The 23,966-nt window shown below is 71.0% G+C and carries 24 protein-coding genes; 16 read left to right on the forward strand and 8 right to left on the reverse strand.

The window, feature by feature from the left end; all coding sequences use genetic code 11:
• Nucleotides 1–29 precede the first annotated feature (29 nt).
• The 10 genes from map (at nucleotide 30) to truA (ending at nucleotide 6,217) form a co-directional block, all read left to right on the forward strand.
• Nucleotides 30–803 (forward strand): type I methionyl aminopeptidase, encoded by a 774-nt coding sequence (gene map, locus OQ02_RS04075; RefSeq protein WP_033436730.1) that lies wholly within the window; start codon nucleotides 30–32, stop codon nucleotides 801–803.
• 64 nt (nucleotides 804–867) lie between these two features.
• Nucleotides 868–1,125 carry a DUF1707 SHOCT-like domain-containing protein gene (locus tag OQ02_RS47105; RefSeq protein ID WP_197043206.1) on the forward strand — a complete coding sequence of 86 codons (258 nt, stop codon included), beginning with the start codon at nucleotides 868–870 and terminating at the stop codon, nucleotides 1,123–1,125.
• A 333-nt stretch (nucleotides 1,126–1,458) separates the two neighbouring features.
• Nucleotides 1,459–1,680 (forward strand): translation initiation factor IF-1, encoded by a 222-nt coding sequence (gene infA, locus OQ02_RS04080; RefSeq protein WP_005166804.1) that lies wholly within the window; start codon nucleotides 1,459–1,461, stop codon nucleotides 1,678–1,680.
• Between the two features lie 53 nt (nucleotides 1,681–1,733).
• The gene (gene rpmJ, locus OQ02_RS04085) at nucleotides 1,734–1,847 is read left to right on the forward strand and encodes a 50S ribosomal protein L36 (protein ID WP_010148647.1); all 114 of its coding nucleotides are present in this window, start codon (nucleotides 1,734–1,736) and stop codon (nucleotides 1,845–1,847) included.
• Between the two features lie 215 nt (nucleotides 1,848–2,062).
• Nucleotides 2,063–2,443 (forward strand): 30S ribosomal protein S13, encoded by a 381-nt coding sequence (gene rpsM, locus OQ02_RS04090; RefSeq protein WP_033436731.1) that lies wholly within the window; start codon nucleotides 2,063–2,065, stop codon nucleotides 2,441–2,443.
• Nucleotides 2,444–2,479: 36 nt separating this feature from the next.
• Nucleotides 2,480–2,887: a 30S ribosomal protein S11 gene (gene rpsK, locus OQ02_RS04095; RefSeq protein ID WP_033436732.1), complete on the forward strand. Its 408-nt coding sequence runs from the start codon at nucleotides 2,480–2,482 to the stop codon at nucleotides 2,885–2,887.
• A gap of 23 nt (nucleotides 2,888–2,910) precedes the next feature.
• Entirely contained in the window at nucleotides 2,911–3,516 is a 606-nt protein-coding gene (gene rpsD / locus OQ02_RS04100) for a 30S ribosomal protein S4 (protein WP_033436733.1), read from the forward strand.
• 151 nt (nucleotides 3,517–3,667) lie between these two features.
• Nucleotides 3,668–4,720, forward strand: coding sequence for a DNA-directed RNA polymerase subunit alpha (locus OQ02_RS04105; protein ID WP_033436734.1), 1,053 nt, complete (start codon nucleotides 3,668–3,670; stop codon nucleotides 4,718–4,720).
• Nucleotides 4,721–4,778: 58 nt separating this feature from the next.
• Nucleotides 4,779–5,357 (forward strand): 50S ribosomal protein L17, encoded by a 579-nt coding sequence (rplQ, locus tag OQ02_RS04110; protein WP_033436735.1) that lies wholly within the window; start codon nucleotides 4,779–4,781, stop codon nucleotides 5,355–5,357.
• A 59-nt stretch (nucleotides 5,358–5,416) separates the two neighbouring features.
• Nucleotides 5,417–6,217 (forward strand): tRNA pseudouridine(38-40) synthase TruA, encoded by an 801-nt coding sequence (truA, locus tag OQ02_RS04115; protein WP_231499853.1) that lies wholly within the window; start codon nucleotides 5,417–5,419, stop codon nucleotides 6,215–6,217.
• On the opposite strand, the gene OQ02_RS04120 is transcribed toward truA, so the two are convergent.
• Nucleotides 6,174–7,112 carry a lysylphosphatidylglycerol synthase domain-containing protein gene (locus OQ02_RS04120; protein WP_033436737.1) on the reverse strand — a complete coding sequence of 313 codons (939 nt, stop codon included), beginning with the start codon at nucleotides 7,110–7,112 and terminating at the stop codon, nucleotides 6,174–6,176. The two genes, truA and OQ02_RS04120, sit on opposite strands and share 44 nt — an antisense overlap.
• Nucleotides 7,109–7,855 (reverse strand): PIG-L deacetylase family protein, encoded by a 747-nt coding sequence (locus tag OQ02_RS04125; RefSeq protein WP_033436738.1) that lies wholly within the window; start codon nucleotides 7,853–7,855, stop codon nucleotides 7,109–7,111. Before OQ02_RS04125 ends, OQ02_RS04120 begins: the two co-directional genes overlap by 4 nt.
• A gap of 49 nt (nucleotides 7,856–7,904) precedes the next feature.
• On the opposite strand from OQ02_RS04125, the gene OQ02_RS44700 reads away from it, so the two are divergent.
• Together OQ02_RS44700 and OQ02_RS40000 are read left to right on the forward strand one after the other, a co-directional pair.
• Nucleotides 7,905–8,132: a glycosyltransferase gene (locus tag OQ02_RS44700; RefSeq protein ID WP_197043207.1), complete on the forward strand. Its 228-nt coding sequence runs from the start codon at nucleotides 7,905–7,907 to the stop codon at nucleotides 8,130–8,132.
• Nucleotides 8,129–8,971: a glycosyltransferase family 4 protein gene (locus tag OQ02_RS40000; protein WP_063746994.1), complete on the forward strand. Its 843-nt coding sequence runs from the start codon at nucleotides 8,129–8,131 to the stop codon at nucleotides 8,969–8,971. Before OQ02_RS44700 ends, OQ02_RS40000 begins: the two co-directional genes overlap by 4 nt.
• A 63-nt stretch (nucleotides 8,972–9,034) precedes the next feature.
• Here OQ02_RS40000 and OQ02_RS04135 read toward each other — a convergent pair whose 3' ends face one another.
• From OQ02_RS04135 to eccE, 4 genes are all read right to left on the reverse strand, one after another.
• Nucleotides 9,035–9,376, reverse strand: coding sequence for a Uma2 family endonuclease (locus OQ02_RS04135; protein WP_051771643.1), 342 nt, complete (start codon nucleotides 9,374–9,376; stop codon nucleotides 9,035–9,037).
• A gap of 43 nt (nucleotides 9,377–9,419) precedes the next feature.
• Nucleotides 9,420–10,982, reverse strand: coding sequence for a S8 family peptidase (locus tag OQ02_RS04140; protein WP_033436739.1), 1,563 nt, complete (start codon nucleotides 10,980–10,982; stop codon nucleotides 9,420–9,422).
• 254 nt (nucleotides 10,983–11,236) lie between these two features.
• Nucleotides 11,237–11,959 (reverse strand): hypothetical protein, encoded by a 723-nt coding sequence (locus tag OQ02_RS04145; protein ID WP_033436740.1) that lies wholly within the window; start codon nucleotides 11,957–11,959, stop codon nucleotides 11,237–11,239.
• Entirely contained in the window at nucleotides 11,956–13,293 is a 1,338-nt protein-coding gene (gene eccE, locus OQ02_RS04150) for a type VII secretion protein EccE (RefSeq protein ID WP_156076859.1), read from the reverse strand. Before eccE ends, OQ02_RS04145 begins: the two co-directional genes overlap by 4 nt.
• A gap of 129 nt (nucleotides 13,294–13,422) precedes the next feature.
• On the opposite strand from eccE, the gene eccB reads away from it, so the two are divergent.
• From eccB to OQ02_RS04165, 3 genes are read left to right on the forward strand one after another with little or no spacing between them, the layout of a single operon-like run.
• Nucleotides 13,423–15,066 carry a type VII secretion protein EccB gene (gene eccB, locus OQ02_RS04155; protein ID WP_051771649.1) on the forward strand — a complete coding sequence of 548 codons (1,644 nt, stop codon included), beginning with the start codon at nucleotides 13,423–13,425 and terminating at the stop codon, nucleotides 15,064–15,066.
• 58 nt (nucleotides 15,067–15,124) lie between these two features.
• A complete protein-coding gene (locus OQ02_RS04160) occupies nucleotides 15,125–15,493 on the forward strand; it encodes a hypothetical protein (RefSeq protein ID WP_051771815.1) in 369 nt (122 codons plus the stop codon).
• Nucleotides 15,493–16,572 carry a WXG100 family type VII secretion target gene (locus tag OQ02_RS04165; RefSeq protein ID WP_033436741.1) on the forward strand — a complete coding sequence of 360 codons (1,080 nt, stop codon included), beginning with the start codon at nucleotides 15,493–15,495 and terminating at the stop codon, nucleotides 16,570–16,572. The genes OQ02_RS04160 and OQ02_RS04165 overlap by 1 nt, the downstream gene beginning before the upstream one ends.
• 91 nt (nucleotides 16,573–16,663) lie before the next feature.
• Here the strand turns inward: OQ02_RS04165 and mycP are convergent, their stop codons facing one another.
• Both mycP and eccD read right to left on the reverse strand, forming a co-directional pair.
• Entirely contained in the window at nucleotides 16,664–18,094 is a 1,431-nt protein-coding gene (gene mycP, locus OQ02_RS04170; RefSeq protein ID WP_033437027.1) for a type VII secretion-associated serine protease mycosin, read from the reverse strand.
• Between the two features lie 7 nt (nucleotides 18,095–18,101).
• Nucleotides 18,102–19,496, reverse strand: coding sequence for a type VII secretion integral membrane protein EccD (eccD, locus tag OQ02_RS04175; RefSeq protein ID WP_033436742.1), 1,395 nt, complete (start codon nucleotides 19,494–19,496; stop codon nucleotides 18,102–18,104).
• A gap of 305 nt (nucleotides 19,497–19,801) precedes the next feature.
• Between eccD and OQ02_RS04180 the strand changes: the two genes are divergently transcribed.
• The gene (locus OQ02_RS04180; protein ID WP_033436743.1) at nucleotides 19,802–23,806 is read left to right on the forward strand and encodes a type VII secretion protein EccC; all 4,005 of its coding nucleotides are present in this window, start codon (nucleotides 19,802–19,804) and stop codon (nucleotides 23,804–23,806) included.
• Nucleotides 23,807–23,966: the final 160 nt, after the last annotated feature.

Here is a 23,966-nt window from a genome sequence, read left to right on the forward strand (position 1 = left end):
TGCGTCGGATCGTCCCCGGTCGGGACCGCATGATCGAGATCAAGAGCCGCGGGCAGCTCGAGGCCATGAGGGCCGCCGGGCTGGTCGTGGCGCGGACGTTGGCGCTGCTGACCTCGCACACCAAGGCCGGGGTCAGCACCGCCGAGCTGGACGAGCTGGCGGAGCAGACCATCCGCGACGCCGGCGCGATCCCGTCGTTCAAGGGCTACCACGGGTTCCCGGCGTCGATCTGCGCGTCGGTGAACGAGCAGGTGGTCCACGGCATCCCCAGCCGCACGCAGGTGCTCGTCGAGGGTGACCTGATCTCGATCGACTGCGGCGCCATCCTCGACGGGTGGCACGGCGACTCGGCCGTGACGCTGGCGGTCGGCGAGGTGTCCGACGCGGAGCTGAAGCTGTCCGACGCGACGCGGGCCTCGATGCTCGCGGGCATCGAGGCGGCGGTGCCCGGCGGTCGGCTGAGCGACATCTCGTTCGCGATCGAGTCGGCCACGATCCTCGCCGGCGAGGAGCACGGCATCGAGTACGGGATCGTGGAGGGCTACGGCGGCCACGGCATCGGCACGAAGATGCACATGGACCCGTTCCTGCCGAACTACGGCAAGCCCGGCAAGGGCCCGCGCCTGAAGGTCGGCATGGCGATCGCGATCGAGCCGATGCTGACGCTGGGGTCCGAGCAGACGGTGGAGCTGGACGACGGCTGGACCGTCGTCACGTCCGACGGCTCGCGCGCGGCGCACTGGGAGCACTCGGTGGCGATCACCGACGACGGTCCCTGGGTCCTCACCGCCCTCGACGCCTGACCTTCCCGCTCGGCCGTGCCGGGTCCGGCCTCCTCGTGGACGGCTCGTGCGGTCGGATCGAGCGGTGAACCGGCCAGTCCGGCCCGAAGACGTCCGGGCCTCCGACGTCCGGGCCTCCGACGTCGAACGCGAACCGGTCCGGCAGTGGTTGCACCGCGCACACGCCGAGGGCAGCCTCGACCTGGCCGAGTTCGACCCGGGGTGGTGCGGGCCTGGGCGGCCAGGACGCGGGGTGAGCCGGCCGACCTGCCGGGCGTCCCGCCTGTCCGGCCCGCCGCCCACGCCGTCGCGGTCACGGCGCCGACGTCACCCGATCCGGTGAAGTCCGGTCGTGGGGGGATAGGCGTTGAAGGCGCTCACCGCGATCTGGCCCGGCACCCGGGCACGCCCGCAGCGGCGATTTCAATCGTAACGCCGTTCTCGTAGGCGCCCAACGACGTCGGCCGCCGGTGGCGCTGTGCCGGGTCACCTGGCCGATTTGGGCGTTCGCGCCGACCCGCGTAGTATGGACGGGTGGCGCACACGTCGCGCCGGTTCCGTCATGCCCGGGGAGCTCTTCCCCGGTGCTGACAGGGTTCGCAAGGGCCTGGAGGAGTCGGGGCGCTGCGTGCCCGCACTTCGGAAGCAACACCCACCGTCACGAAACGCGGAGGACATGGGCAAGAAGGACGGGGCCATTGAGGTCGAGGGCCGCGTAGTCGAGCCGCTTCCCAACGCGATGTTCCGCGTCGAGTTGGAGAACGGTCACAAGGTCCTGGCACACATCAGCGGCAAGATGCGTCAGCACTACATCCGCATCCTCCCTGAGGACCGGGTTGTCGTGGAGCTCTCGCCCTACGACCTGTCCCGCGGGCGCATCGTCTACCGCTACAAGTGACCTCCGGCGTGCTCGCACAAGGGCACGCCGGCTGACGCAGGAGAAGCTCAGGCGTGAAGGTCCAGCCGAGCGTCAAGAAGATCTGCGACAAGTGCAAGGTGATCCGCCGTCACGGCCGGGTCATGGTGATCTGCGAGAACCTGCGCCACAAGCAGCGCCAGGGCTGACCAGACCAGCACGAGTCGAGTCTTCAGCGGACGCGACACCGAGTAAGCCTCCTCGCACCTGCCGCACGAGGAACCACGTGCGGCACACCCCCGGACTCCAGGCCGGGGCCGGGACACCGGTCGCGAGAGCGAACGGACACTGACACAGCGAGTCAGTCCCGGGATCGGGCGAGGAGCAGACCTGGAGCGACACCACTGTTAGGAGCAAGCGCCGTATGGCACGACTCGCTGGCGTCGACCTCCCCCGCGAAAAGCGGTTGGAGATCGCGCTCACCTACATCTTCGGCATCGGTCGGACGCGCTCGAAGGAGCTGCTGACCGCCACCGAGATCTCCCCGGACATCCGGGTGAAGGATCTCGGTGACGACGACCTGGCGAAGCTGCGGGAATACATCGAGAACCACTTCAAGGTCGAGGGTGACCTCCGCCGCGAGGTTCAGGCCGACATCCGCCGGAAGATGGAAATCGGCTGCTACGAGGGGCTGCGCCACCGTCGCAACCTGCCCGTCCGCGGGCAGCGCACCAAGACGAACGCGCGCACTCGTAAGGGTCCGAAGAAGACCGTCGCCGGCAAGAAGAAGGCCGGAAAGAAGTAAGACCTCGCGTCTCTAGCAGTAGGAGTTCACCCAGACATGCCACCCAAGTCCCGCACGGGCGCCGGGGTCAAGAAAGTCCGGCGCAAGGAAAAGAAGAACGTCTCGCACGGCCAGGCGCACATCAAGAGCACGTTCAACAACACCATCGTGTCCATCACGGACCCGATGGGCAACGTGATCAGCTGGGCGTCCGCCGGCCACGTCGGCTTCAAGGGCTCTCGCAAGTCCACGCCGTTCGCCGCGCAGATGGCCGCCGAGAACGCCGCGCGCAAGGCCGCCGAGCACGGTATGCGCAAGGTGGACGTGTTCGTGAAGGGTCCCGGCTCCGGCCGCGAGACCGCGATCCGTTCGCTGCAGGCAGCCGGCCTCGAGGTCGGCACCATCCAGGACGTGACCCCGCAGCCCCACAACGGCTGCCGCCCGCCCAAGCGGCGCCGGGTCTGAGGCACGGGGAGGAGTAAGACACTATGGCTCGCTATACCGGACCGGCCACTCGCATCTCGCGCCGTCTCAAGGTCGACCTCGTCGGCGGGGACCAGGCGTTCGAGCGTCGTCCTTACCCGCCCGGCCAGCACGGCCGCGGTCGGATCAAGGAGTCCGAGTACCTGCTGCAGCTCCAGGAGAAGCAGAAGGCTCGTTACACCTACGGCGTGCTGGAGAAGCAGTTCCGCCGCTACTACGAGGAAGCGGTTCGCCGCACCGGCAAGACCGGTGAGAACCTGCTCCAGATCCTCGAGTCCCGGCTCGACAACGTGGTGTACCGCGCGGGTCTCGCGCGCACCCGTCGTCAGGCCCGCCAGCTGGTCAGCCACGGTCACTTCATCGTGAACGGCCAGAAGGTCAACATCCCGAGCTTCCGGGTGTCGAAGTTCGACATCATCGACGTGAAGCCGAAGTCGCTGCCCACGCTGCCCTTCGAGGCCGCGCGCGCTTCCTTCGGTGACCGGCCGATCCCGGCGTGGCTCCAGGTCGTGCAGTCCAACCTGCGCATCCTGGTGCACCAGCTCCCGGAGCGGGCGCAGATCGACACGCCCGTCACGGAGCAGCTCATCGTCGAGCTCTACTCGAAGTGATCCTCCTGGAGGGGAATCCGACCTGGTCGGATTCCCCTCCAGTCGGGTCCCGCGGCGGCACGGAATGGTGTGTCGCATGCGTTTGCCGGTCTCCGCGACCGGCTTCCACGACGTCAAATAGCGGGCGTCGGGGTAAGAGAGGAAGAACCCAGTGCTGATTTCCCAGCGTCCCTCGCTCAGCGAGGAAGCGGTCAACGAGACCCGCTCCCGGTTCGTCATCGAGCCGCTGGAGCCGGGCTTCGGCTACACCCTCGGCAACTCGATCCGCCGCACCCTGCTGTCGTCCATCCCCGGCGCGGCCGTGACCAGCATCCGCATCGACGGTGTGCTGCACGAGTTCACGACCGTCCCCGGTGTGAAGGAAGACGTCACCGACATCATCCTCAACCTCAAGGAGCTGGTCGTCAGCTCCGAGGAGGACGAGCCGGTGACCATGTACCTGCGCAAGCAGGGGCCGGGCGCGGTGACCGCGGGCGACATCGTGCCTCCGGCCGGTGTCACCGTGCACAACCCCGACCTGCACATCGCCACCCTGAACGGCAAGGGCAAGCTGGAGATCGAGCTCGTGGTCGAGCGCGGTCGCGGTTACGTCCCCGCCGTCCAGAACAAGCAGGCCGGTGCCGAGATCGGCCGCATTCCGGTCGACTCGATCTACTCGCCCGTCATGAAGGTGACCTACAAGGTCGAGGCCACCCGTGTCGAGCAGCGGACCGACTTCGACAAGCTGATCCTCGACGTCGAGACCAAGCCGTCCATCACGCCGCGTGACGCTGTCGCGTCGGCTGGTAAGACGCTGGTCGAGCTGTTCGGTCTCGCTCGCGAGCTGAACGTCGACGCCGAGGGCATCGAGATCGGCCCCTCGCCCGCCGAGGCGGACACCATCGCGGCGTTCGCGATGCCGATCGAGGACCTGGACCTCACCGTCCGGTCCTACAACTGCCTCAAGCGCGAGGGCATCCACACCGTGGGCGAGCTGGTCTCGCGCAGCGAGGCGGACCTGCTGGACATCCGCAACTTCGGTGCGAAGTCGATCGACGAGGTCAAGATGAAGCTCGTCGGTCTCGGCCTCGCGCTGAAGGACAGCCCCCCTGGGTTCGACCCGTCGGCCGCCGCGTCCGACTACCCCGCCGAAGGCTGGGGCACGGACACCGCCGTGGACAACCACGACGACGGCCAGGACTACGCGGAGACCGAGCAGCTCTGAGGTCGCTTAGCGGCCGGGCCGGAGCAGAGGATCAGAAAGAAATCCGAGGAGCAATTCGATGCCCACCCCCACCAAGGGACCCCGTCTCGGGGGCTCGCCGGCCCACGAGCGGCTGATGCTGGCCAACCTGGCCACGTCCCTGTTCACCCACGGTCGGATCACGACCACCGAGGCGAAGGCGAAGCGGCTCCGCCCGTACGCCGAGAAGCTGATCAGCAAGGCGAAGGTCGGTGACCTGCACAACCGTCGTGAGATCCTCAAGGTGATCCGCGACAAGGACATCGTGCACAAGCTGTTCGCCGAGATCGGTCCGCAGTTCGCCGACCGCCCCGGTGGCTACACCCGCATTACCAAGACGATGCCGCGCAAGGGCGACAACGCGCCCATGGCCGTCATCGAGTTGGTCGCGGAGCAGACCGTCACCTCCGAGGCGGAGCGCGCCCGCAAGACCAAGTTCGCCAAGGACGCGGCTCCCGCCAAGCAGGACGAGGCTGCCGCCGTGACCGAGGAGACCGAGGTCGAGGACGTGCAGGACCAGGACGCCGACGCGCCCGAGTCCGCCACGAAGGACGCTTCCGAGGAGCCCGCCGAGGGCGCCGACGAGGCTCCGAAGGACGAGAAGAAGGACGAGTCCTGACGGACGCGAACTTCACCGACGAGCCCGTCGTTCCCGCTGGGGACGACGGGCTCGTTCGTGTGCGACTGGACCTGGCGTACGACGGCACGGACTTCTCCGGGTGGGCGCGGCAGCCCGATCGCCGGACGGTCTGCGGCGTGCTGGAGGACACCATGTCGACGGTGCTGCGCGAGGACGTGCAGCTGACCGTGGCGGGCCGCACGGACGCCGGTGTGCACGCGTCCGGGCAGGTGGCGCACGTCGACCTGCCGTCCGGTGTGGACGTCGGCGGGTTGCCCAAGCGCCTGGCGCGGGCGCTGCCGGCGGACGTGCGGGTGTTCTCGGCGCGGGTCGTGCCCGCCGCGTTCGACGCGCGGTTCGCCGCGTTGCGCCGGCACTACGAGTACCGGGTCACCGATGCCGCTTCCGGCGCGCACCCGTTGCGGCGGCTGGACACGCTGGCCTGGCCGCGCCCGCTGTCACTCGACGCGTTGAACGACGCGTCGCAGTTGTTGCTGGGCGAACGGGACTTCTGCGCGTTCTGCCGGCGGCGCGAGGGTGCGACGACGATCCGCGAGCTGCAACGCCTGGAGTGGGTGCGGGACGGTGACGTGCTGACGGCCTTCGTGTCCGCGGACGCGTTCTGCCACTCGATGGTGCGCAGCCTCGTCGGTGCGCTGCTCGCGGTGGGCGAGGGGCGCAAGCCGGTGGGCTGGCCCGCGTCGCTGCTGTCGCTCACGGCGCGGTCGAGCGAGGTCACGGTGGCGCCGCCGCACGGGTTGGCGCTGGTCCGGGTCGACTACCCGGCGGACGACGAGCTGGCCGCGCGGGCCGCCGTCACCCGGAACGTGCGCGTCGCGCCGACCAGCCGAGCCACGTGACGGCGCCGAGCGGTATCTCCACCAGGTAGGTGAAGAACGCGAACAGCAGCACGCCCGCGACGGCCGGAGCTGCTGGTGCGCCGAGGCCGACCAGCAGCGCGATGGTGCCGTTCTCGGTGATCCCGAACCCGCCGGGCGTGATCACGGCCAGGGTGAGCAGCCGGCTGACCGCGAACGCGGCGACCGCCTGCCCCGGTTCGAGCTGGACGCCGGCGGCGGCCAGGCAGCACCACAGCAGCACGCCCTGGAGCAGCAGGTAGGCGAGCATGGCGGCGGTGAGCTGGGGCCAGCGGTCCCGGACGACCTGGCCGGTTTCCCGGCGCAGCCGCAGCAGGAACCGGGTGGCCCGGCTCCCGAGCAGCCGGCCGAGCCACCGCAGGCGGAGCAGGACGACCACGGCGGTCAGCAGGCCGGCGGTGGCGCCGATCGTCGCGACCAGGACTCCGTCGCCCGGCACGACCGCGCCCTGCACGGCCAGGGCGACGATCGGCAGTGCCGCCCGGGACAGGGTGTTCCACAGGCCGCTGACGATCGCCGACGTGGTGATCGCCCGTGCGGAGTGGCCCCAGCTCGACGCCATCACGGCTGTGAGCGCCACGCCGGCCGCGCCGCCGAACGGCAGCACGTTGCTGATCGCGCTGCCCGCCGCGTTCAGGGTGAACGCCTGGGTGTTGCGCAGGCCGGGCAGCGACCCGGTGAGCACGTAGGTGTACGCCCAGAGGCCGGCCAGCCACAGGACCGTCAGCCAGAGCGCCGTGCCGGGGCCGACCCGGCGCAGTTGGTCGCCGACGGCGGTCCACGCGACGCCGCCGACCGCGGGCACCAGGGCGATCACCAGCCACGTCGCCAAGCCGAGTGACGCCAGCGACGCGCCGAGCCGGGACCACCGCCTCATCGGGCCCGCAACCGTTTGCGCTCCACGAACCACTCGGTGCCCAGCACCGCTTTGAACAGCGGCGGCGGCAGCGTGAGCAGCGCGGCGAGGGTTCTGGTCGACTCGCCACCGGTGGTCTGCGTGGCGTGCGCCGCCATCGCCGCCCGCTTCGCGTGCGCATACCGCCGCACGTCCACCGAGTGGGTGATCTCGTGACGTGCGGTGAAGGCCTGCTCGAACGGGGCCAGGTCGAACTTGCGGGCCAGCCGGGCGAGCTTCAGGCCGCGCAGGAGCAGGGTGCGGTCGACCGTCGCCTCCCACACGCGGGGTGTGCCGGCCAGTTCGGCGGCCAGCGTGCCGACGCGGTGGACCTGGACGTGGTCGGGGTGCCCGTAGCCGCCGTGGGGGTCGTAGGTGGTGACCAGGTCGGCGCGTTCCTCGTGCAGGAGCTCGGCCAGCTTCCCGGCGGCGTCGGCCACGTCGGCGCGGGCGAACCCGTCGTCGCCGTCCCGGCCGGACAGCCCGGAATCGGCGTACCCCAGGAACTCCACGCGTGCCGCGCCGAGCGCGCGGGCCGACGCGTGCGCCTCTCTGGTGCGGACGGCGCCGAGGTCGGTGTGCCGGGCGCTCAACCCCCGTTCACCGGCGGTCGCGATGACGAGCACCACCCGGTGGCCTTCCCCGGCGAGGCGCGCCATCGTGCCGCCCGTCAGCAGGGCTTCGTCGTCGGGGTGGGCGTGGAAGAAGACGCACGTTCGGCTCACGGGTGCAAGAGTGGCAGTTGGTCCGTTCGGCGGCTTGACGGGAGCGAACTTGTCGATCATCCACGTCACCGACTGCTTCCTGCCGCGGCTGGGCGGGATCGAGGTGCAGGTAGCGGGTCTGGCGCAGGCGCAGGCGTCGAGCGGCGAGGAAGTGCACGTGGTGACCGCGACGAGGCTCGCGTCGCCGGGTGACGGGTACTCGGTGCACCGGATCGCGGTCCGGGTGCCGTGGGACCTGCCGGTGCACCCCGGGCGGGGTCGCACCTCGACCGGGTGATCGTCCCGCTGGTGCCGTCGGTCGTGTACGTGCACGTCGGCGCCATCTCGCCGTTCGCGTGGTCGGGGGTGCGGTCGGCGTTGCGGCTGGGGTTGCCGACGGTGGTCGTGGTGCACAGCATGTGGGACCCGGTGGTGCAGTGGTGCTACCGCGCGCTGGACCGGCTCGCGTCGTGGAGTTCCGCGCCGATGACGTTGGCGGCGGTGAGCCGGGCGGCGGCGGACCGGATGCGGGACGCGGTGCCCGGGATCTCGGTCGGGGTGGTGCCGAACGGGATCACGCCGTCGCGGTGGCGGGGAATCCCGACGCAGCGGCCGGACGACGCGGTGCACGTGGTGTCGGTGGGTCGGCTGGCGGCGCGGAAGGAGCCGATGGCGTTGCTGGCGGCGTTGCGCGCGGTGCGGGTGGACGTGCCGCTGCGGGCGACGTTGGCGGGGTCGGGGCCGGAGATGGCGGTGCTGCGGCGGTACGTCGAACGGCACGGGATGGGGTGGGTCAGCCTGCCCGGCCGGCTGGACCGGGAGGGTGTGGGGCACCTGCTGGCGGGGGCGGACGTGTTCGTGAACCCGGCGGGGCAGGAGGCCTTCGGGCTGGCGGCGTTGGAGGCGCGGACGGCGGGGGTGCCGGTCGTCGCGCGGCCGGGGACGGGGGTGGCGGACTTCGTGCGCGACGGGGTGGAGGGGCTGCTCACCGACGACCTCGCCGGCGGGATCACGCGGCTGGTGGTGGACCGGGAGGAGCGTGCCCGGATCGCCGAGCACAACCGGGGGACCGAGCCGACCCACTGCACCTGGCCACGGGTGCTGGAGGCGCTGCGCTCGTGCTCGGCGCGGGTGTGAGGGGTCGGAAGTCCGGTTCGCCCGGGTCGACGGCGCTCGGAACCGGTGCCGCCGTGGTGGTGGTCACCGGACCCGGGACCTGGACCACCTGCTCGAGTCGACCGTCCACAGGAAGGGCACACCTGCCGACGCGTAGGCGGCTGTTTTCGCATCTCGCTCGCCGCGCGTGTCGCCGGGCGACCCCACCTCCACCGCCGGCAGCCGCGCGTCGGCAGGGAAGGCCACGTCGGCGAGTCCGTTGACGATCACGACGTCCGGGATCAGACCGGTCCGCGAGGTCGCGGAGACCTTCACGTTGACCGCCGGGACGACGCGCAGGTCGTTTCGCCCGGCCGCGCGTATCGCGATGCGGATCTGTACTGCCAGCTCGAAGGCGACCAGGTGAAACGTGGAGCGGCCCCTCACCGGCGGGAGGGGTGAGGGGCCGCTGGGGGTGGTGGTCGGAGGGTCAGAGGTCGAGGGTCCAGGTGTCGATGTAACCGGTGTCCTGGCCGTAGGTGTCACGGACCCGCAGCTGCCAGGTGCCGTTGGCGTTCTCCGCCGACAGGTTCACCGTGTACGTCGCGTCGACGTTGTCCGCGCTGTCCGAACCGGACTGCACCTTCAGCTGCTTGACCGCACCGCTCGGCGTCACCAGGTCGATCACCAGGTCACCCCGGTACGTGTGCTTGACGTGCACCTCGACCGTCGCCGCCGCACCCGCCTTGCCGCCGCAGTCGGCCACCGTGATCGGGCTGGACGCCACACCGAGGTCCGGCACGGCCACGTCGGTCGCGTTGGTCTTGGCGGCGCACCCGCCGGGCGGCGGGGTGGACTCGCCGACCACGCGCAGCAGCTTGTTCGGCGACCCGGTGCCCGCGTTGCCGACGACACCGCTCGTCGCGCCGTTCACCAGCGCGTCCCGCACCTGCTGCGGCGTCGCCGCCGGGTTCGCGGCCAGGTAGACGGCCGCCGCGCCGACCACGTGCGGCGTCGCCATGGACGTGCCGCTGATCGTGTTGGTGGCGCTGTCACCGGTGTGCCAGGCCGACGTGATGTTCGAGCCGGGCGCGAAGATGTCCAGGCAGGTGCCGATGTTGGAGAACGACGACCGGGCGTCGGTGTTGGTCGTGGAACCGACCGTGATCGCCTCCAGCGTCCGCGCCGGGCTCGTGTTGCACGCGTTCGCGCCGCTGTCGTTGCCCGCCGCGAGCCCGTACGTCACGCCGGACGCGATGGAGTTGCGCACGGCCTGGTCGACCGTCGCGTCCGCGCCACCACCCAGCGACATGTTCGCGACCGCCGGCTTGACCGCGTTCGCCGTCACCCAGTCGATCCCCGCGATGACGCCCGCGTACGTGCCGGAACCCGAGCAGTTGAGCACCCGCACGCCGACCAGCTTGGCCTTCTTCGCCACGCCGTACGAGCCACCGGCGACGGTGCCCGCCACGTGCGTGCCGTGGCCGTTGCAGTCGGAGGCGTCGTTGTCGTTGTCGACGGTGTCGCGACCGCTCACGGCGCGACCGCCGAAGTCCGCGTGCGAGAACCGGATGCCCGTGTCGATGATGTAGGCGGTGACGCCTTCACCCTCGTTGGGGTACGTGTAGGAGTTGTCCAACGGCAGCGCGGCCTGGTCGATCCGGTCCAGGCCCCACGACGGGGTCGGCGCCTGCGTGCCGGAGATCGTCACCTCGCCGTCCTGCTGCACGTACGACACCGACGGGTCGGCGGCCAGCTTGCGGGCCTGCGCCTCCGTCATGGTGGCGGAGAAGCCGCGCAGCGCACTGGAGTACCGGTGCAGGACCTTCGCCTCGTACTTGCCGCTCAACGCGTCCACGCTGCTCGCGCCGACGTCCTTCAGCACGACGATGTAGCTGTCCTTCACGGAGTTCGGCGCACCCAACCCGAGGATGGCACCCTCTTCGGCCGCCGACGTGAAGGTGGTCAGCGCGGCGGTCACCGCGAACGCCGTACCCGTCGCCAGCCCGACGCGGGCCAACCGTTTCGTCCAGGACGCGCGAACGTCTCCCATGGCAGGGGGTCTCCTCTTCGCAGGGTGGGTGCCAGGCCGGTGTCACCGCGAAACCGACCGGACACGGTGAGTTGTTCCTAGTTCGCCCTGCGGGTGGGGCGCAATGATTTGCCGGCAATACCCGACGATCCGCTCCTCCACAGATTTTGTCGCGCTGTGAACGCATTGCTGCGGGGAGTGACTGGACCTACCGCGAAAAATGTGCCCCCGGACAACCGTCCAGGGGCACATCCGGCACGTCGGTGCTGTCGGGGTCAGTCGCCGCGGCGGACCGCACCCAGGATCTGCTGCTCACCGGGAGTGGTGACCAACCGCAACGGCCGCCACAGGTTCGCGCCGAGCGCGATCACCTGGTCGTCCTTGAGCGTGGTGAGCTGGTGCGCCATCTGCGGCGGCAGCCGCCAGATCTGCGACGCCAGCTGCGCCTGCCCGAGCGGCAACCGCTGGAGCAGCACCAGGTCCGCGGAATTCGCGGTGTTCGCCGCCTGCGGGTGCAGGTAGGGCAGCACGTACATGGTGGTCTGCCACGGCGACCGCGGCGGGAACAGCTCCTGCGGCACGTGGCCGCCGTCGTGCACGACCAGCAGCGGGCTGTCCTCGGACGGCCGCGGCAGCTCCACCGGGCTCAGCCGGCGCAGCTGCACCAGCGGCGAGGGGCGGCCGTCCGGGCCCGCGCCCGCCGCGCGCACCACCGGCTGCCAGGCCGCCGGACGACCCGTCGCGATGGTGATCCACGCGCCCGTCGCCATCGCCCGCAACGCGATCTGCCGGGCCAGGTACAGCCCGCCGACCACGACCATGCGGGTCGGCGCGGACCGCAGCACCGAGATCGTCAGCGGCTCGCCCTGGAGACCCGAGCCGAGCACCATGCCGCCGCGGTCGCCCGACGGGCTCACCACGTCCAGCAGTTGCGGCGACACCAGGAACTCCGGCGCCACGCCCTTGCCCTGCGAGTTCAGCAACCGGGAGTTGCTCACGCCACACCTCCCAGCGGCAGCGTCGCGGCCAGCCCCGCGACCTGGAGGCCGTTCAACGGGGTCAGCGTGATGTCGAGCTTGTCGGCCAACGCCTTGAGCCGGTCGTCCGCGCGGTCCAGTTCGGACGGCGTCCGCGCGCTGACCCGCACCATGCCGCGCAGGCCGACCTGGCCCTGCTCGCTGCTCGGCGAGATCGTCATGGACAGCGTCGAGGACAACGCGCGCACGCCGGTCAGCGCGTTCAGGTTGTTCCGCATGCCCTTGGCGGGCCAGCCGGTGATGGCGTAGCTGGCGTGGCCGACGCCGCCCGCCGTCACACCGGACCACTTCTCCCGCAGCGACACCGACTTGTTGGCACCGGCCACCGAGGTCAGCTCGGCCGCCGAGATGCCCGCCCGGATCAGCTCGTCCGGGTCGAGCGGGCGGATGGAGACGCCCGTCGACTCCAGCGCGTTGCGCACGCGTGACAGCGCGCCGATCAACGCGCGGTGCGCGCCGACGACGCCGCCGCCGCGTTCCCGGATCGCCGCCGCGCACCGCCGCGGGTCGAGCCGCACCGCGATCCACGTGGTCCGGCGGGCCGCCGCGGGCAGCGGGCCGAGCACTTCGAGGTAAGAGTTGAGCGCGGGGGAGTTCACCGGCAGGGCCGCGCTGCCCGGGTAGCAGTGCCAGATCACGGAGATCGCGTCCAGCACCACACCGCGGTCTTCCAACGTCGGCGCGAGCGCGCCCAGCGGCAACGACGGCGCGCTGCCCACCGCGGTGATCAGACCCGGCGCCGGGTCGACCAGCAGCACGGCGGTCCACGCGCCCTGGTGCCAGGCCATGCCCAGCGGGCGGCGTTCGTGGTCGACGCCCCTGGCCACCACCAGGTCCGGCACCGCGAGGCGCAGCAGGGCCACCCGCGGGTCGTCCGGGCCGATGACCGAGGACTCCTCCTCCGACGGAGGCTTCATCTCCACCGGGCCGCTGCGCTTGGCCGTGCGGCCGTGCGAGCGGAAGCTGTACCGCGCGACGAGTCCGATCCACTGGGTCAGCCAGCGACCCCGTGACCTGGTGAACGCGAGGATCAGCGCGATCAGCACGATCCCACCCGCGATGTACATGAGGACGGGCTCGATCCCGTCGCCGGTGGCGCCGATCGCCAGCAGGACCAGGGCGATGGCGACGCCGACCTCGAGCACAACCAGGTTGGCGACCGGCAGCGCGCCCAGGCTCGCGCCTGCGGTGCGGCGCCGTGCCCGGAGCAGCGCGGCGCGCACGGCGCCACCTGCGGCCTGCGCGCGCGCCATGGCGGGGTTGGGTTGGCCCGGATGTGGGGTGGTCACGGACATCCGCTCTGGTTCTCTTTCCGTCGGCGTGCGCCGGGTGGACCGACCGGGTCTGACCAACCCGCACACGGACCACCCGCCGTCCGGCTATCGTGCAGACCGTACCGCGACTGGGAGAGCAGCGAGCCGAGAATGGCATCAACACCCACCACCAAGTCACAGGTCCAGGCCTACCGCTTCGTGCTGCGCAGGATGCAGTCCGCCCTGGTGCGCAGAGACGCGGTGATGCTGCACGACCCGATGCGCACGCACTCTCGCGCGACCGCGGTGGGTGTCCTGCTGGGCATCATCGGCATGATCGGGTTCCTCATCTTCGGCTTCTTCTCGCCGGACCCGCAGCTCGACAAGGACACGCAGATCGCCATCTCCAAGGAGACCGGCCAGGTCTACGTCGTGCGCGAGATCGGCAACGCGAGGACGTTGGTCCCGATGACGAACCTGGCGTCCGCGCGGCTGTTGCTGTTGCAGCTGCAGACCCCGGACACGAGCCAGCAGTCGGTCGGCGGCGGTGACGCGGCGGCCGGTGCGGTCAACCAGGCGCCGCAGGTCGCGGGCGGCACGCCGAAACTGGTCAGCGAGAAGGCTTTGTCGAAGCTGCCCAAGGGCCGGTTGACCGGTATCCCGGACGGCCCGGACGTGCTGCCCAAGCCGGAGGACCGGATCGGTTCGGACTGGTCCGTGTGCGACACGCTGCACTTGGACGAGTCGCTGAACGACCCGTCGGCGCCGGGCAAGTTCACCACCACCGTGCTGGCCGGCATCAGCGGCGGCGGCGAGCTGCTCGACGGCAACCGCGCCCTGCTGGTGCGGGCGGGCACCGACGACAAGCAGGCGTACCTGATCTACAAGGCGCCGGTGAACTCCAAGATCACGTCGACGTCCACGGTGCGGGCGAAGGTCGACCTGAGCAACGCCGAGGTCCGCACCGCGCTGAACCTGGCGAACAAGAAGCCGCGGGCGATCAGCACCGGTCTGCTCAACGCGATCCCCGAGGCGAAGCCGTTGGTGGCGCCCGAGATCCCGAACCGCGGCCAGCCGGTGACGTACATCACCAGGCCGAGCGGCCTGAAGGTCGGCGCGGTGATCGAGGTCCGCCGGTCCGGCGCGGACTCCGAGTTCCACGTGGTGCTGAAGGACGGCCTGCAGAAGGTCAGCCGGGCCGCGGCCGACCTGCTCCGCGCGGCCTACGCGCAGGGCGCCGAGCCGAAGCTGGTCGACATCGCGGACATCAACGACGCGCAGACCACCGAGCAGCTCGACTTCGCCGACTACCCGCCGGACGTGCCGGAGGTGTTGGAGGCCAACCAGAACAACCGGGTGATCTGCCTCGGCTGGCAGGCGAAGGACGTCACGTCGGACAACAAGTCCCAGCACACCAAGGTGACCATCGCGCCGTCGCTGCCGATCCCGGCCGACGCCCGACCGGTGTCCATCAACCAGGTCGGCGCGACCGGCGAGGTCGTCGGCGAGTTCGTGATGATGCCGGGCAAGTCGGCCGTGGTGCGCAGTTCGACGTCCACCCAGGACTTCGGCAGCGGACCGATCCACCTGATCACCGGCCGCGGCGTGAAGTACGGCATCCCGGACACGACGACGAGCGGCGCGCTGGGCTTGGGCGGGGACGGTTTCGCACCCGGGCCGGAGTCGATCCTGCGACTGCTGCCCAACGGGCCGCAGCTCAACCGCAACGAGGCCGCCCGCAGCTGGGACTCCATCCCGGCGCCGAAGAGCAACAGCCTGCTGCCCGAGGAGCAGGCGAAGAAGCAGGGCAGCTGACCCCGTTCGGCGGAACCGGCGTGGGCCGGTTCCCGTCAGAGGTGCGGGAGGTGTCGTGGTGAACGAGGTCACACGCAGGCCCGCGGTCGCGGCGACGGGCACCGGGCAGGTGTCGGTCGACCCGCGGTGGGTGGAGCTGTACGCGAAGCGGGTGGACGAGGCGGCCGAGGAGCTGACCCGTGCGCGGGCCGAGCTCCGGGAGGAGCCGGTGCGCCCGCAGAGCTTCGGTGAGCTGGGGCGGACGTTGCGCAACGCCGAGGCGTACGGCCGGGCGGCGGCGATGCTGAACCAGCAGCTCGACCGGGCGTGCGAAGTGCTGACGTCGGCGGCGAAGGGCCTGCACGAGGTGGCCGAGCACTACGGCGCGCAGGACGACGAAGCGGTCGCGATGATCAAGGCCGTGGAACGCCGGACGGGGTCGCTCTGATGCGGGGCAAGGACGGCAGGCAGATCGCCGCCGCGGTCGGGCCGGAGCTGGACTACCTGTCCGGGATCAGCCGGCGGCTCGGCGTGCGCGACCTCGTGGCGGACTACTTCACGCCGGTCGTCGGCGACTGGAACGACCTGAGCGACGAGGCGGAGCGCTGGCGCAAGGCCGGGCTCGTCGCCGAGCACGTGACGCGCGACCTGACCAAGCCGCTGGGCAAGCTCGACTCGGCGTGGCAGGGCAAGGACGCGGATTCGTTCGTGGAGCACATGCGCACGGTCGGCTTGGCCGGGCACGACATGTCCGACGCGATGCACGCGATGGGCGAGGCGCTGGACCACACCGCCGACGGCATCCGCGACATCGTCGAGGACATGTCGCGGGTGTTCGCCGACGCGGCCGACGCGGTGTCCGGCGCGGCGGCGTTGCCGGTGGACGGCGACCGGCGCGTGGTCGAGGCGCTGGACGAGCTGCACGACCCGGCGAAGGAGCTGCACGAGTCGGTGCGCGACGTGCTGGAGGCGTTCCTCCGGCTGTGCGACGGGGTTTCCGGCTCGTCGGACTTCGCCGACGTGAAGATGGAGCACAAGTACCCCGAGCAGAACTGGGCGTTCACGGAGCCGGCCAAGCCGGACAAGCCGACCGTGCCGCGAGCCCCGGCCACACCGCCCGCCGAGACCAAGCCGGCCGCCGCTGGTTCGGGCTCCGGCGGCGGGATGCCGGGTGGCGGTGGCGGCGGTGTTCCCGGCGGCGGCGGTGGTGGCGTGCCCGGTGGTGTGGCCGGCGGGGGTGCCCCGGAACGCATGCAGCAGGGCGGTTCGACGGCGGTGGCCGAGCCGCACCCCGTGGAACAGGGCGCCCGTCCGGCAGCCGCCGCGGCGGCGGGTCCGTCCGGCACGCCGTCCGCCGGTGGTGGCGCCGGGATGATGGGCGGCATGGGGATGATGGGCGGCGCCGGCGCGGGCGGTCAGCAGGGCGGCGAGAAGGAGCACAAGTCGAAGGTCCAGCTGGCGGGCTCGACCGAGCAGGTCTTCGGCAAGCCCAAGAAGTCCGCACCGCCCGTCCTCGGCGAGGACTGAGCGCGGACGGCGCGGCAGGCGAACGACGGCGCGGCAGGCGAACGAAGAAGGGCCGCCCGAGGTGGGCGGCCCTTCTCCTGTCTCCAGTGGACTAGATCGACGAGCGTCTCGCGGGGACGGTGGCCCGCCTGGCCCGGTTGCGGTTGACGGTGTGCACGATGAAGAGCGTCAGCAGCAGGAGCCCGACGCCCGCGCCCGTGCCGGACAGCGCCACGATCATCGGCGCGTTGTTCGGCGGGTCCAGCGGGTCGAGGGTCGTCATCAGCTGCGTGGGCTTCACCGGCTTCGCGCCCTCGCGCTCGGACGGCAGTTCGGCGGTCAGCGCGGCGACCGGGTTGATGATCCCGTAGCCGACCTTGTGGTTCCGGCCGCTCGGGTTGCCCGGGTGCTGCGCGGTGGCCTTGATCCGGTCCATCACCTGGCGCGCGTTCAGGTGCGGGAAGCGCTCGCGCACCAGCGCCGCCACGCCCGCCACGTACGGCGACGCGAAGCTGGTGCCCTGGATGAGGGAGAGCTGCCCGTTGGGGTCGGCGTTGGCGTCGGTCAGGCCCTTGCCGGCCGGGTCGAGCGTGACGATGTTCTCGCCGGGCGCGGCCACGCTGACCCACGGGCCCCACACCGAGAACGACGACACCTCGCCGTCGATGTTGACCGACCCGACGGACAGCACGTCGTCGGCGTACCACGGCGGTGACGCGACGACCTTGACGTTCGCCGGGTTCTGGTTGTCGTTCTGGGCGGCGCACCCGCCCTGCGAGTCGATGTTGCCCGCCGCGGTCACGATGACGACGTCCTTCTCGTTGACCGCCCAGTCGATCGCGGCCTGGAGCTGGCGCTCCTGGTCGCTGGGCTCGCGCGGCGGTTCGCACGCGGTCAGCGAGATGTTGACGACCTTCGCGCCCTTGGTCGCGGAGGCCACGATGGCCTGCGCCAGGGTGCCGACCTTGCCCGCGGACGCCCGGTTGTCCAGCTTCGCCGGGTCCTCGTAGTTGTAGTGGTCGCTGGTCTGGCGGATCGCCAGCACGTTCGCCTCGGGTGCGGCGCCGACGAACCCGGTCTCGTCGTCCCGGCTGGCCGCCGCCACGCCCGCGACCTCGGTGCCGTGGCCGTCGCAGTCGACGATCCCGCGGTCGTTGGTCTCCACGTAGTCGCCGCCCGGCGTGACCCGGCCGGCGAGCCGCGGGTGCTCGGCGTTGACGCCGGTGTCGATGATCGCCAGCATGACGCCCTTGCCGGTGGCGAAGCGGTGCGCTTCCTCCAGCCGGAGCTGCATCTGGCCCCAGGGCTTGTTCGGGATGCGCTTGTCACCCGTGCCCGAGGTGATGCACTGCGTCTTCTTCTGGTAGTTGACGTCTTCTTTGGGGTCCGTGAACGGCCTGAAGGCGCCCTTGTCGACGGGCGGCGGCTGCGAGTTCGGCCGGCTGTCCTGGTTCGTGGTCGTGGTCGGCTGGGCGTGCGCGCCCGGCGCGCTCACGAGCGTCACCGTGACCGCGGCCAGCGCGGCGATCCTGCGGATGCGCATCACGGCCTCACGCGGGGATGAGCTGGCGCATGGCCACGTAGAGGTCCATCACCGCCAGCGCCAGCGGCAGCACCGCGGCGATCAGGATGGCCTCCAGCACGTCGACCGTGCGCCGCAGCACCGGGGAGAACTTCTGGTTGGGGAAGATCACGCCGAGCACCAGCGCGCCCGCGCCGAGCAGCACGAGGGTGCCGAACACCCACAGCAGCCGGTCGCCCGGCGAGGACTGCACCAGCCACCCCAGCAGCACGCCCGCGCCCGCGACGAGGCCGCTGGCCAGCAGCGCCACCGCCTGCGCGCCGTTCGCGTAGGACCGGCCGCGCAGCAGCAGCACCAGCGTCACCACGATCGCCAGCAGCGGGCCCCAGATGGAGCCGTTGCCCGCGGCGATCACCGCGAACAGGGCGGCGATGCCGCCGCAGCCGATGATCATGCCGGTCAGGTACTCGTGCGCGTTGGCCGTGCGCCGCTCGATCACGGAGTACTCCGGGAAGCCGGTGTCCTCCTTGAGGTCCTCGGCGCTGCCCGGCACGGTCGGCAGCGGCAGCTTGGCCAGCTGGATCGTGAGCCGGGGCAGCGCGGACAGCGCGGCCAGCGCGACGGCCGTGGTCGCCGCCGCGATGCCGTGCATCGGGTGGTCGACGAAGATGCCGATCAGGAACGCGATGGCGCTCAGCGCGCCGGCCGTGGCGGCGGCGATGAACACCGTGATGCCCCGGCCGATCAGCATGATCGCGGCCGAGGCGAAGATCAGCACCAGCACGCTGGCCAGCAGCAGGCTCGGCCGTTCGAGCGGGCCGGGCACGATGTAGAGACCCGCCACGTACGCCATCGGCAGGCCGCCGGCCGCGGCGATCAGCACGCCCGTGCCGGTCGCGTTGTAGGACCGGGCCACCACGGCGCCCGCGGCCAGCGCCGCGATGGCCACCACGCCCGCGCAGATCGCCGGTGCGAGGTTGCCGCCGCCGCCGAACGGGCCCGCCATCAGCACCGCGACGGCGGCCGTGATGAGCGCCAACGCGCCCGCGAGGTGGCCGTAGCGCCGGGCCGTGTCCTTGGTCCACGGGCGGAAGCTGTCCGGGTCGGACTCGGCGATCGCGTCGACCACGTCGTCGTACAGCGGGGGCGGCGGGTTCTCGTTGCGCTTGCGCAGCTGGAGCAGCTCGCCGTCGACCACGCCGAGCGACGCGAGCGTGCGGCTGGGGTCCAACGGGCTGTCGCCCAGCTTGGCCAGTGCCCACCCGCCGTGTCGAACGCCACCGTCCGGAGTGGCCTCCTTGGCCATGTCCAGCAGCATCGGCAGCAGGTCGGCCACCGCGACGTCGGCGGGCAGCGCGACGTCGATACGCGTTCGCGGCGCAACCACCGTCACCCTGCTGAACACCGTCGTACCGGTCGCCACCAGCGCCCCCTAAGTCAATGAGTGTGTGCTTGTGGGTCCGTCCGGGACCTTATTGGTCCGGTCGGACGTGCTTCGGTCCGCCCCATCGGAGCGGACACAGTATGGACGCAGCGGGTGCCCCGGCAGGGCCGTTCCGCGCAACAGGTGGGACGCGGATTTCACCGACCCCCCGCCGTGCGGGGTTCCGATGCGCCATAGTGTCGGTTGCCACGGGTGGCTCGTGCCGCTGGTGGCCCGCCCGTCTTCCCGGTCCTGCCGGGACGGGGGGATCGCAACGGGATCGACGCTGAAGAGGTGCCTGTCAGGTGAGCACGCTGCAGTTCAAGCGCACGGCACGCCTCGCCGCTCCCCGCCCGCCCGGTGGTGAGGTCCACCTCGAACCGCCACCCGAGGTGCCCCGGGTCATCCCCGGCAACATCATGATGAAGGCGATGCCCGTCGTCATGATCGTGGCGTCCGTCGGGATGATGGTGCTGATGTTCCAGTACAGCGCCCGCAGCCCGGCGGCGATGATCATGCCGGGCATGATGCTGATCTCGACCATCGGCATGATGGCGGGCGGCATGGGCGGCGGCAAGGGCCAGAAGAAGGCCGAGATGAACGAGGACCGCAAGGACTACCTGCGGTACCTCGGCCAGATGCGGGACCGCGCCCGTGAGGCCGCCAACGAGCAGCGCGCCGAGCGCGAGTGGGTCCACCCCGACCCCCAGATGCTCTGGTCCCTGGCCACCACCCGGCGCATGTGGGAACGCCGGCAGAACGACCCCGACTTCTGCCACCTGCGCGCGGGCCGCGGCTCGCAGCGGCTGGCCACCCGGCTCGTGCCGCCGCAGACCGGTCCGGTCGAGGAGTTGGAGCCGATCGCGACGCTGGCGCTGCGCCGGTTCGTGCGCGCCCACTCGCTCGTGCCCGACCTGCCGATCTCCATCGCGCTGCGCGGCTTCGCCGCCGTCGGCCTGCTCGGCGACATCGAGGAGAAGCGCGGCCTGGCCCGCGCCCTGCTCGCGCAGATGGCGACCTTCCACTCGCCGGACGACCTGCTGATCGCGGTCGTCACCACGGGCCGCACCAAGGCCGAGTGGGAGTGGATGAAGTGGCTGCCGCACGTGCAGCACCCGCAGATCGTGGACGGCATCGGCCAGATGCGGATGATGGCGAGCTCGCTGGCCGAGGTCGAGCAGATGCTGGACGACCAGTTGCGCGACCGGCAGCGGTTCACCCGCAACGCGCCGCCGCCCGCCGACCAGCCGCACATCGTGATCGTGATCGACGACGGCGACGTCACCCGGGAAGAGCAGATCATCCTGGAGGAGGGCCTGGTCGGCGTCACGCTGCTGGACCTGTCCGAGTCGCTGGGCAACCTGACCGCACGCCGCGGCCTCCGGCTGGTGATCGAGGACGGCAAGCTCGGCGCGCGCAGCGCGAGCGGTGTCGAGTGGTTCGGCGGACCGGACTGGCTGAGCGTGGTCGAGGCCGAGGCGCTGGCCCGGCGGATCTCGCCGTACCGGATCGGCGGCGTCGACGCGGGCGGCAGCGACGAGGACCCGCTGTCGATGAGCAACAACCCGCCGCTGCTGGAGTTCCTCGGCATCCCCGGTGACCCGATGACCTTCGACGTGCAGGGCGCGTGGCGGCCACGGCCGGTGCGCGACCGCTACCGGGTGCCGTTCGGCATCGGCGAGTTCGGTCAGCAGGTCGAGCTGGACATCAAGGAAGCGGCCATGGAGGGCATGGGCCCGCACGGCCTGTGCATCGGCGCGACCGGTTCCGGCAAGTCCGAGTTCCTGCGCACGCTGGTGCTGGGCATGCTGGCCACGCACTCGTCGACCTCGCTCAACATGATCCTGGTCGACTTCAAGGGTGGCGCGACGTTCCTCGGCCTGGACAAGGCGCCGCACGTCGCCGCGACGATCACCAACCTGGCCGGCGACCTGACCCTGGTCGACCGGATGAAGGACGCCATCGCGGGCGAGGTGTCCCGGCGCCAGGAAGTGCTGGCCAAGGGCAACTACAAGAACGTGTGGGACTACGAGAAGGCCCGTGAGAACGGCGCCGACATCGACCCGCTGCCCGCGCTGTTCATCTGCATCGACGAGTTCTCCGAGATGCTGACGGCGAAGCCGGACTTCATCGACATCTTCCTCCAGATCGGTCGTGTCGGCCGGTCGCTCCAGATGCACATGCTGCTGGCCTCGCAGCGCCTCGAAGAGGGCAAGCTGCGCGGTCTGGACACGTTCCTGTCGTACCGGATCGGTCTGAAGACGTTCTCCGCGGCCGAGTCGCGCGCCGCGATCGGCGTGCCGGACGCCTACGAGCTGCCGCCCATCCCCGGTTCCGGGTACCTGGGCGTGCAGGGCTCGCCGCTGACGCGGTTCAAGGCGCTGTACGTGTCCGGCCCGTACCGGCCCGCCGGGTTGCAGGTCGCCGGCCCGTCCGCGCCGGTGAGCAGCGACAAGCGGCCCCGGTACTTCGTGCCGGACTACATCGAGATCCCCAAGGAACCGGTCCGCCCGCTGGAACCGGTCAAGCAGGAGAAGAAGGAAGAGGACAGCAACGAGCCGTCCGAGCTGGAAGTCATCGTCGAACGCCTGGTGGGCCAGGGTCCGCCGGCGCACGAGGTGTGGCTGCCGCCGCTCAACGAGCCGCCGTCGCTGGACACCCTGCTGCCGCCGTTGCAGGCCACCGAGGACCGCGGTCTGACCGCGCCGGGCTTCTTCTCCAACGGCAAGCTCCAGGTGCCGCTCGGCGTGGTGGACAAGCCGTTCGAGCAGCGGCGCGACCTGCTGTGGGCGGACTTCTCCGGTGCTGCGGGCCACGGCGCGATCGTCGGCGGTCCGCAGTCCGGCAAGTCGATGATGCTGCGCACCCTGATCACGTCCATGGCGTTGACGCACACCCCCGAGGAAGTGCAGTTCTACTGCCTCGACCTCGGTGGCGGCACGCTCGCGTCACTGGAGAAGCTGCCGCACGTCGGTGGTTTCGCCAGCCGGTTGGACGTGGACAAGGCGCGCCGGATGGTGGCCGAGCTGTCGGGCCTGATCGCCGAGCGCGAGCAGCGGTTCCGGGCGCAGGGCATCGACTCGATGGTCGAGTTCCGCAACCGCCGGCGGCGCGGCGAGATCCGCGACGACAACTTCGGTGACGCGTTCCTGCTGGTCGACGGCTGGATGAACTTCCGGCAGGAGTTCGAGGCGCTGGAGCCGATGGTGCAGGCGCTGGCCGCGCAGGGTCTGTCGTACGGCGTGCACGTGGTCGTGGCGGCGAACCGGTGGGCGGAGATCCGGCCCGCGATGAAGGACCTGCTCGGCACCCGGTTCGAGCTGCGCCTCGGTGACCCCAGCGAGTCCGAGGTCGACCGGAAGGTCGCGGTCAACATCCCGGCCGGCCGCCCGGGTCGCGGTCTGTCGCCGCAGAAGCTGCACTTCCTGACCTCGCTGCCGCGCATCGACGCGTCGTCGGACGCGGAGAACGTGGCCGCCGGCGTGCAGGACATGATCGCCAAGGTCAACGCCGCGTGGCGCGGCAAGCGCGCGCCGCAGGTCCGGTTGCTGCCCGACCTGCTGCCCTACGCCGACTTCATGGCCCAGGTGCAGCAGGTCCGCCCGAACCGGGGCCACCTGGTGCCGGTCGGCGTCAACGAGGACGAGCTGGCGCCGGTGTACCTGGACTTCGACGCCGACCCGCACTTCATGTGCCTGGCCGACGGCGAGTCCGGCAAGACCAACCTGCTGCGCACGATCGTCCGCGGCATCATGAACAGCTACACCTCGTCCGAGGCGCTGATCATGCTGGTCGACTACCGGCGCACGATGCTCGGCTACATCGAGACGGACCACCTGCTGTCCTACGCGGTGTCGTCGGCGCAGCTCACGGACATGATCAAGGACGTCCGGGGCTCGATGACGGGCCGGCTGCCCGGTCCGGACGTCACCCAGGAGCAGTTGAAGAACCGCTCCTGGTGGAAGGGCCCCGAGCTGTTCGTGATCGTGGACGACTACGACCTGGTCGCGCCGCAGGGCGGGCAGAACCCGTTGCAGGCGCTGGCGGAGTTCATCCCGCAGGCCAAGGACGTCGGTCTGCACATCGTCGCGGTCCGCCGCATGGGTGGCGCGTCGCGGGCGATGTACGACCCGATCCTGGGCAAGCTGAAGGAGATCTCGGCGCCGATCATGGTGGGCTCCGGCTCGAAGGAGGAGGGCTCCATCGTGGGCAACCTCAAGCCGTCGCCGCAGCCGCCCGGCCGGGGCACGCTGGTCACCCGCAAGCTGGGTCAGCAGCGCATCCAGGTCGCCTGGATCGACCCCGAGTAGTCCGGAACACGTGGAGGGCCCCGCTTCGGCGGGGCTTTTCGCGTTTCCGGGGGTTCCCGGGTCGGCGTCACGGGTGTTCCGGGCGCTGTGGCGTCGAAGATTCGGAGTTACGCGCTGAGCGGACGGCCGCCGTCGCCCACCCGGGTCGACGGCGCCCGCC

The sequence above is a fragment of the Saccharothrix sp. NRRL B-16314 genome (assembly GCF_000716595.1).
Lineage (GTDB): Bacteria > Actinomycetota > Actinomycetes > Mycobacteriales > Pseudonocardiaceae > Actinosynnema.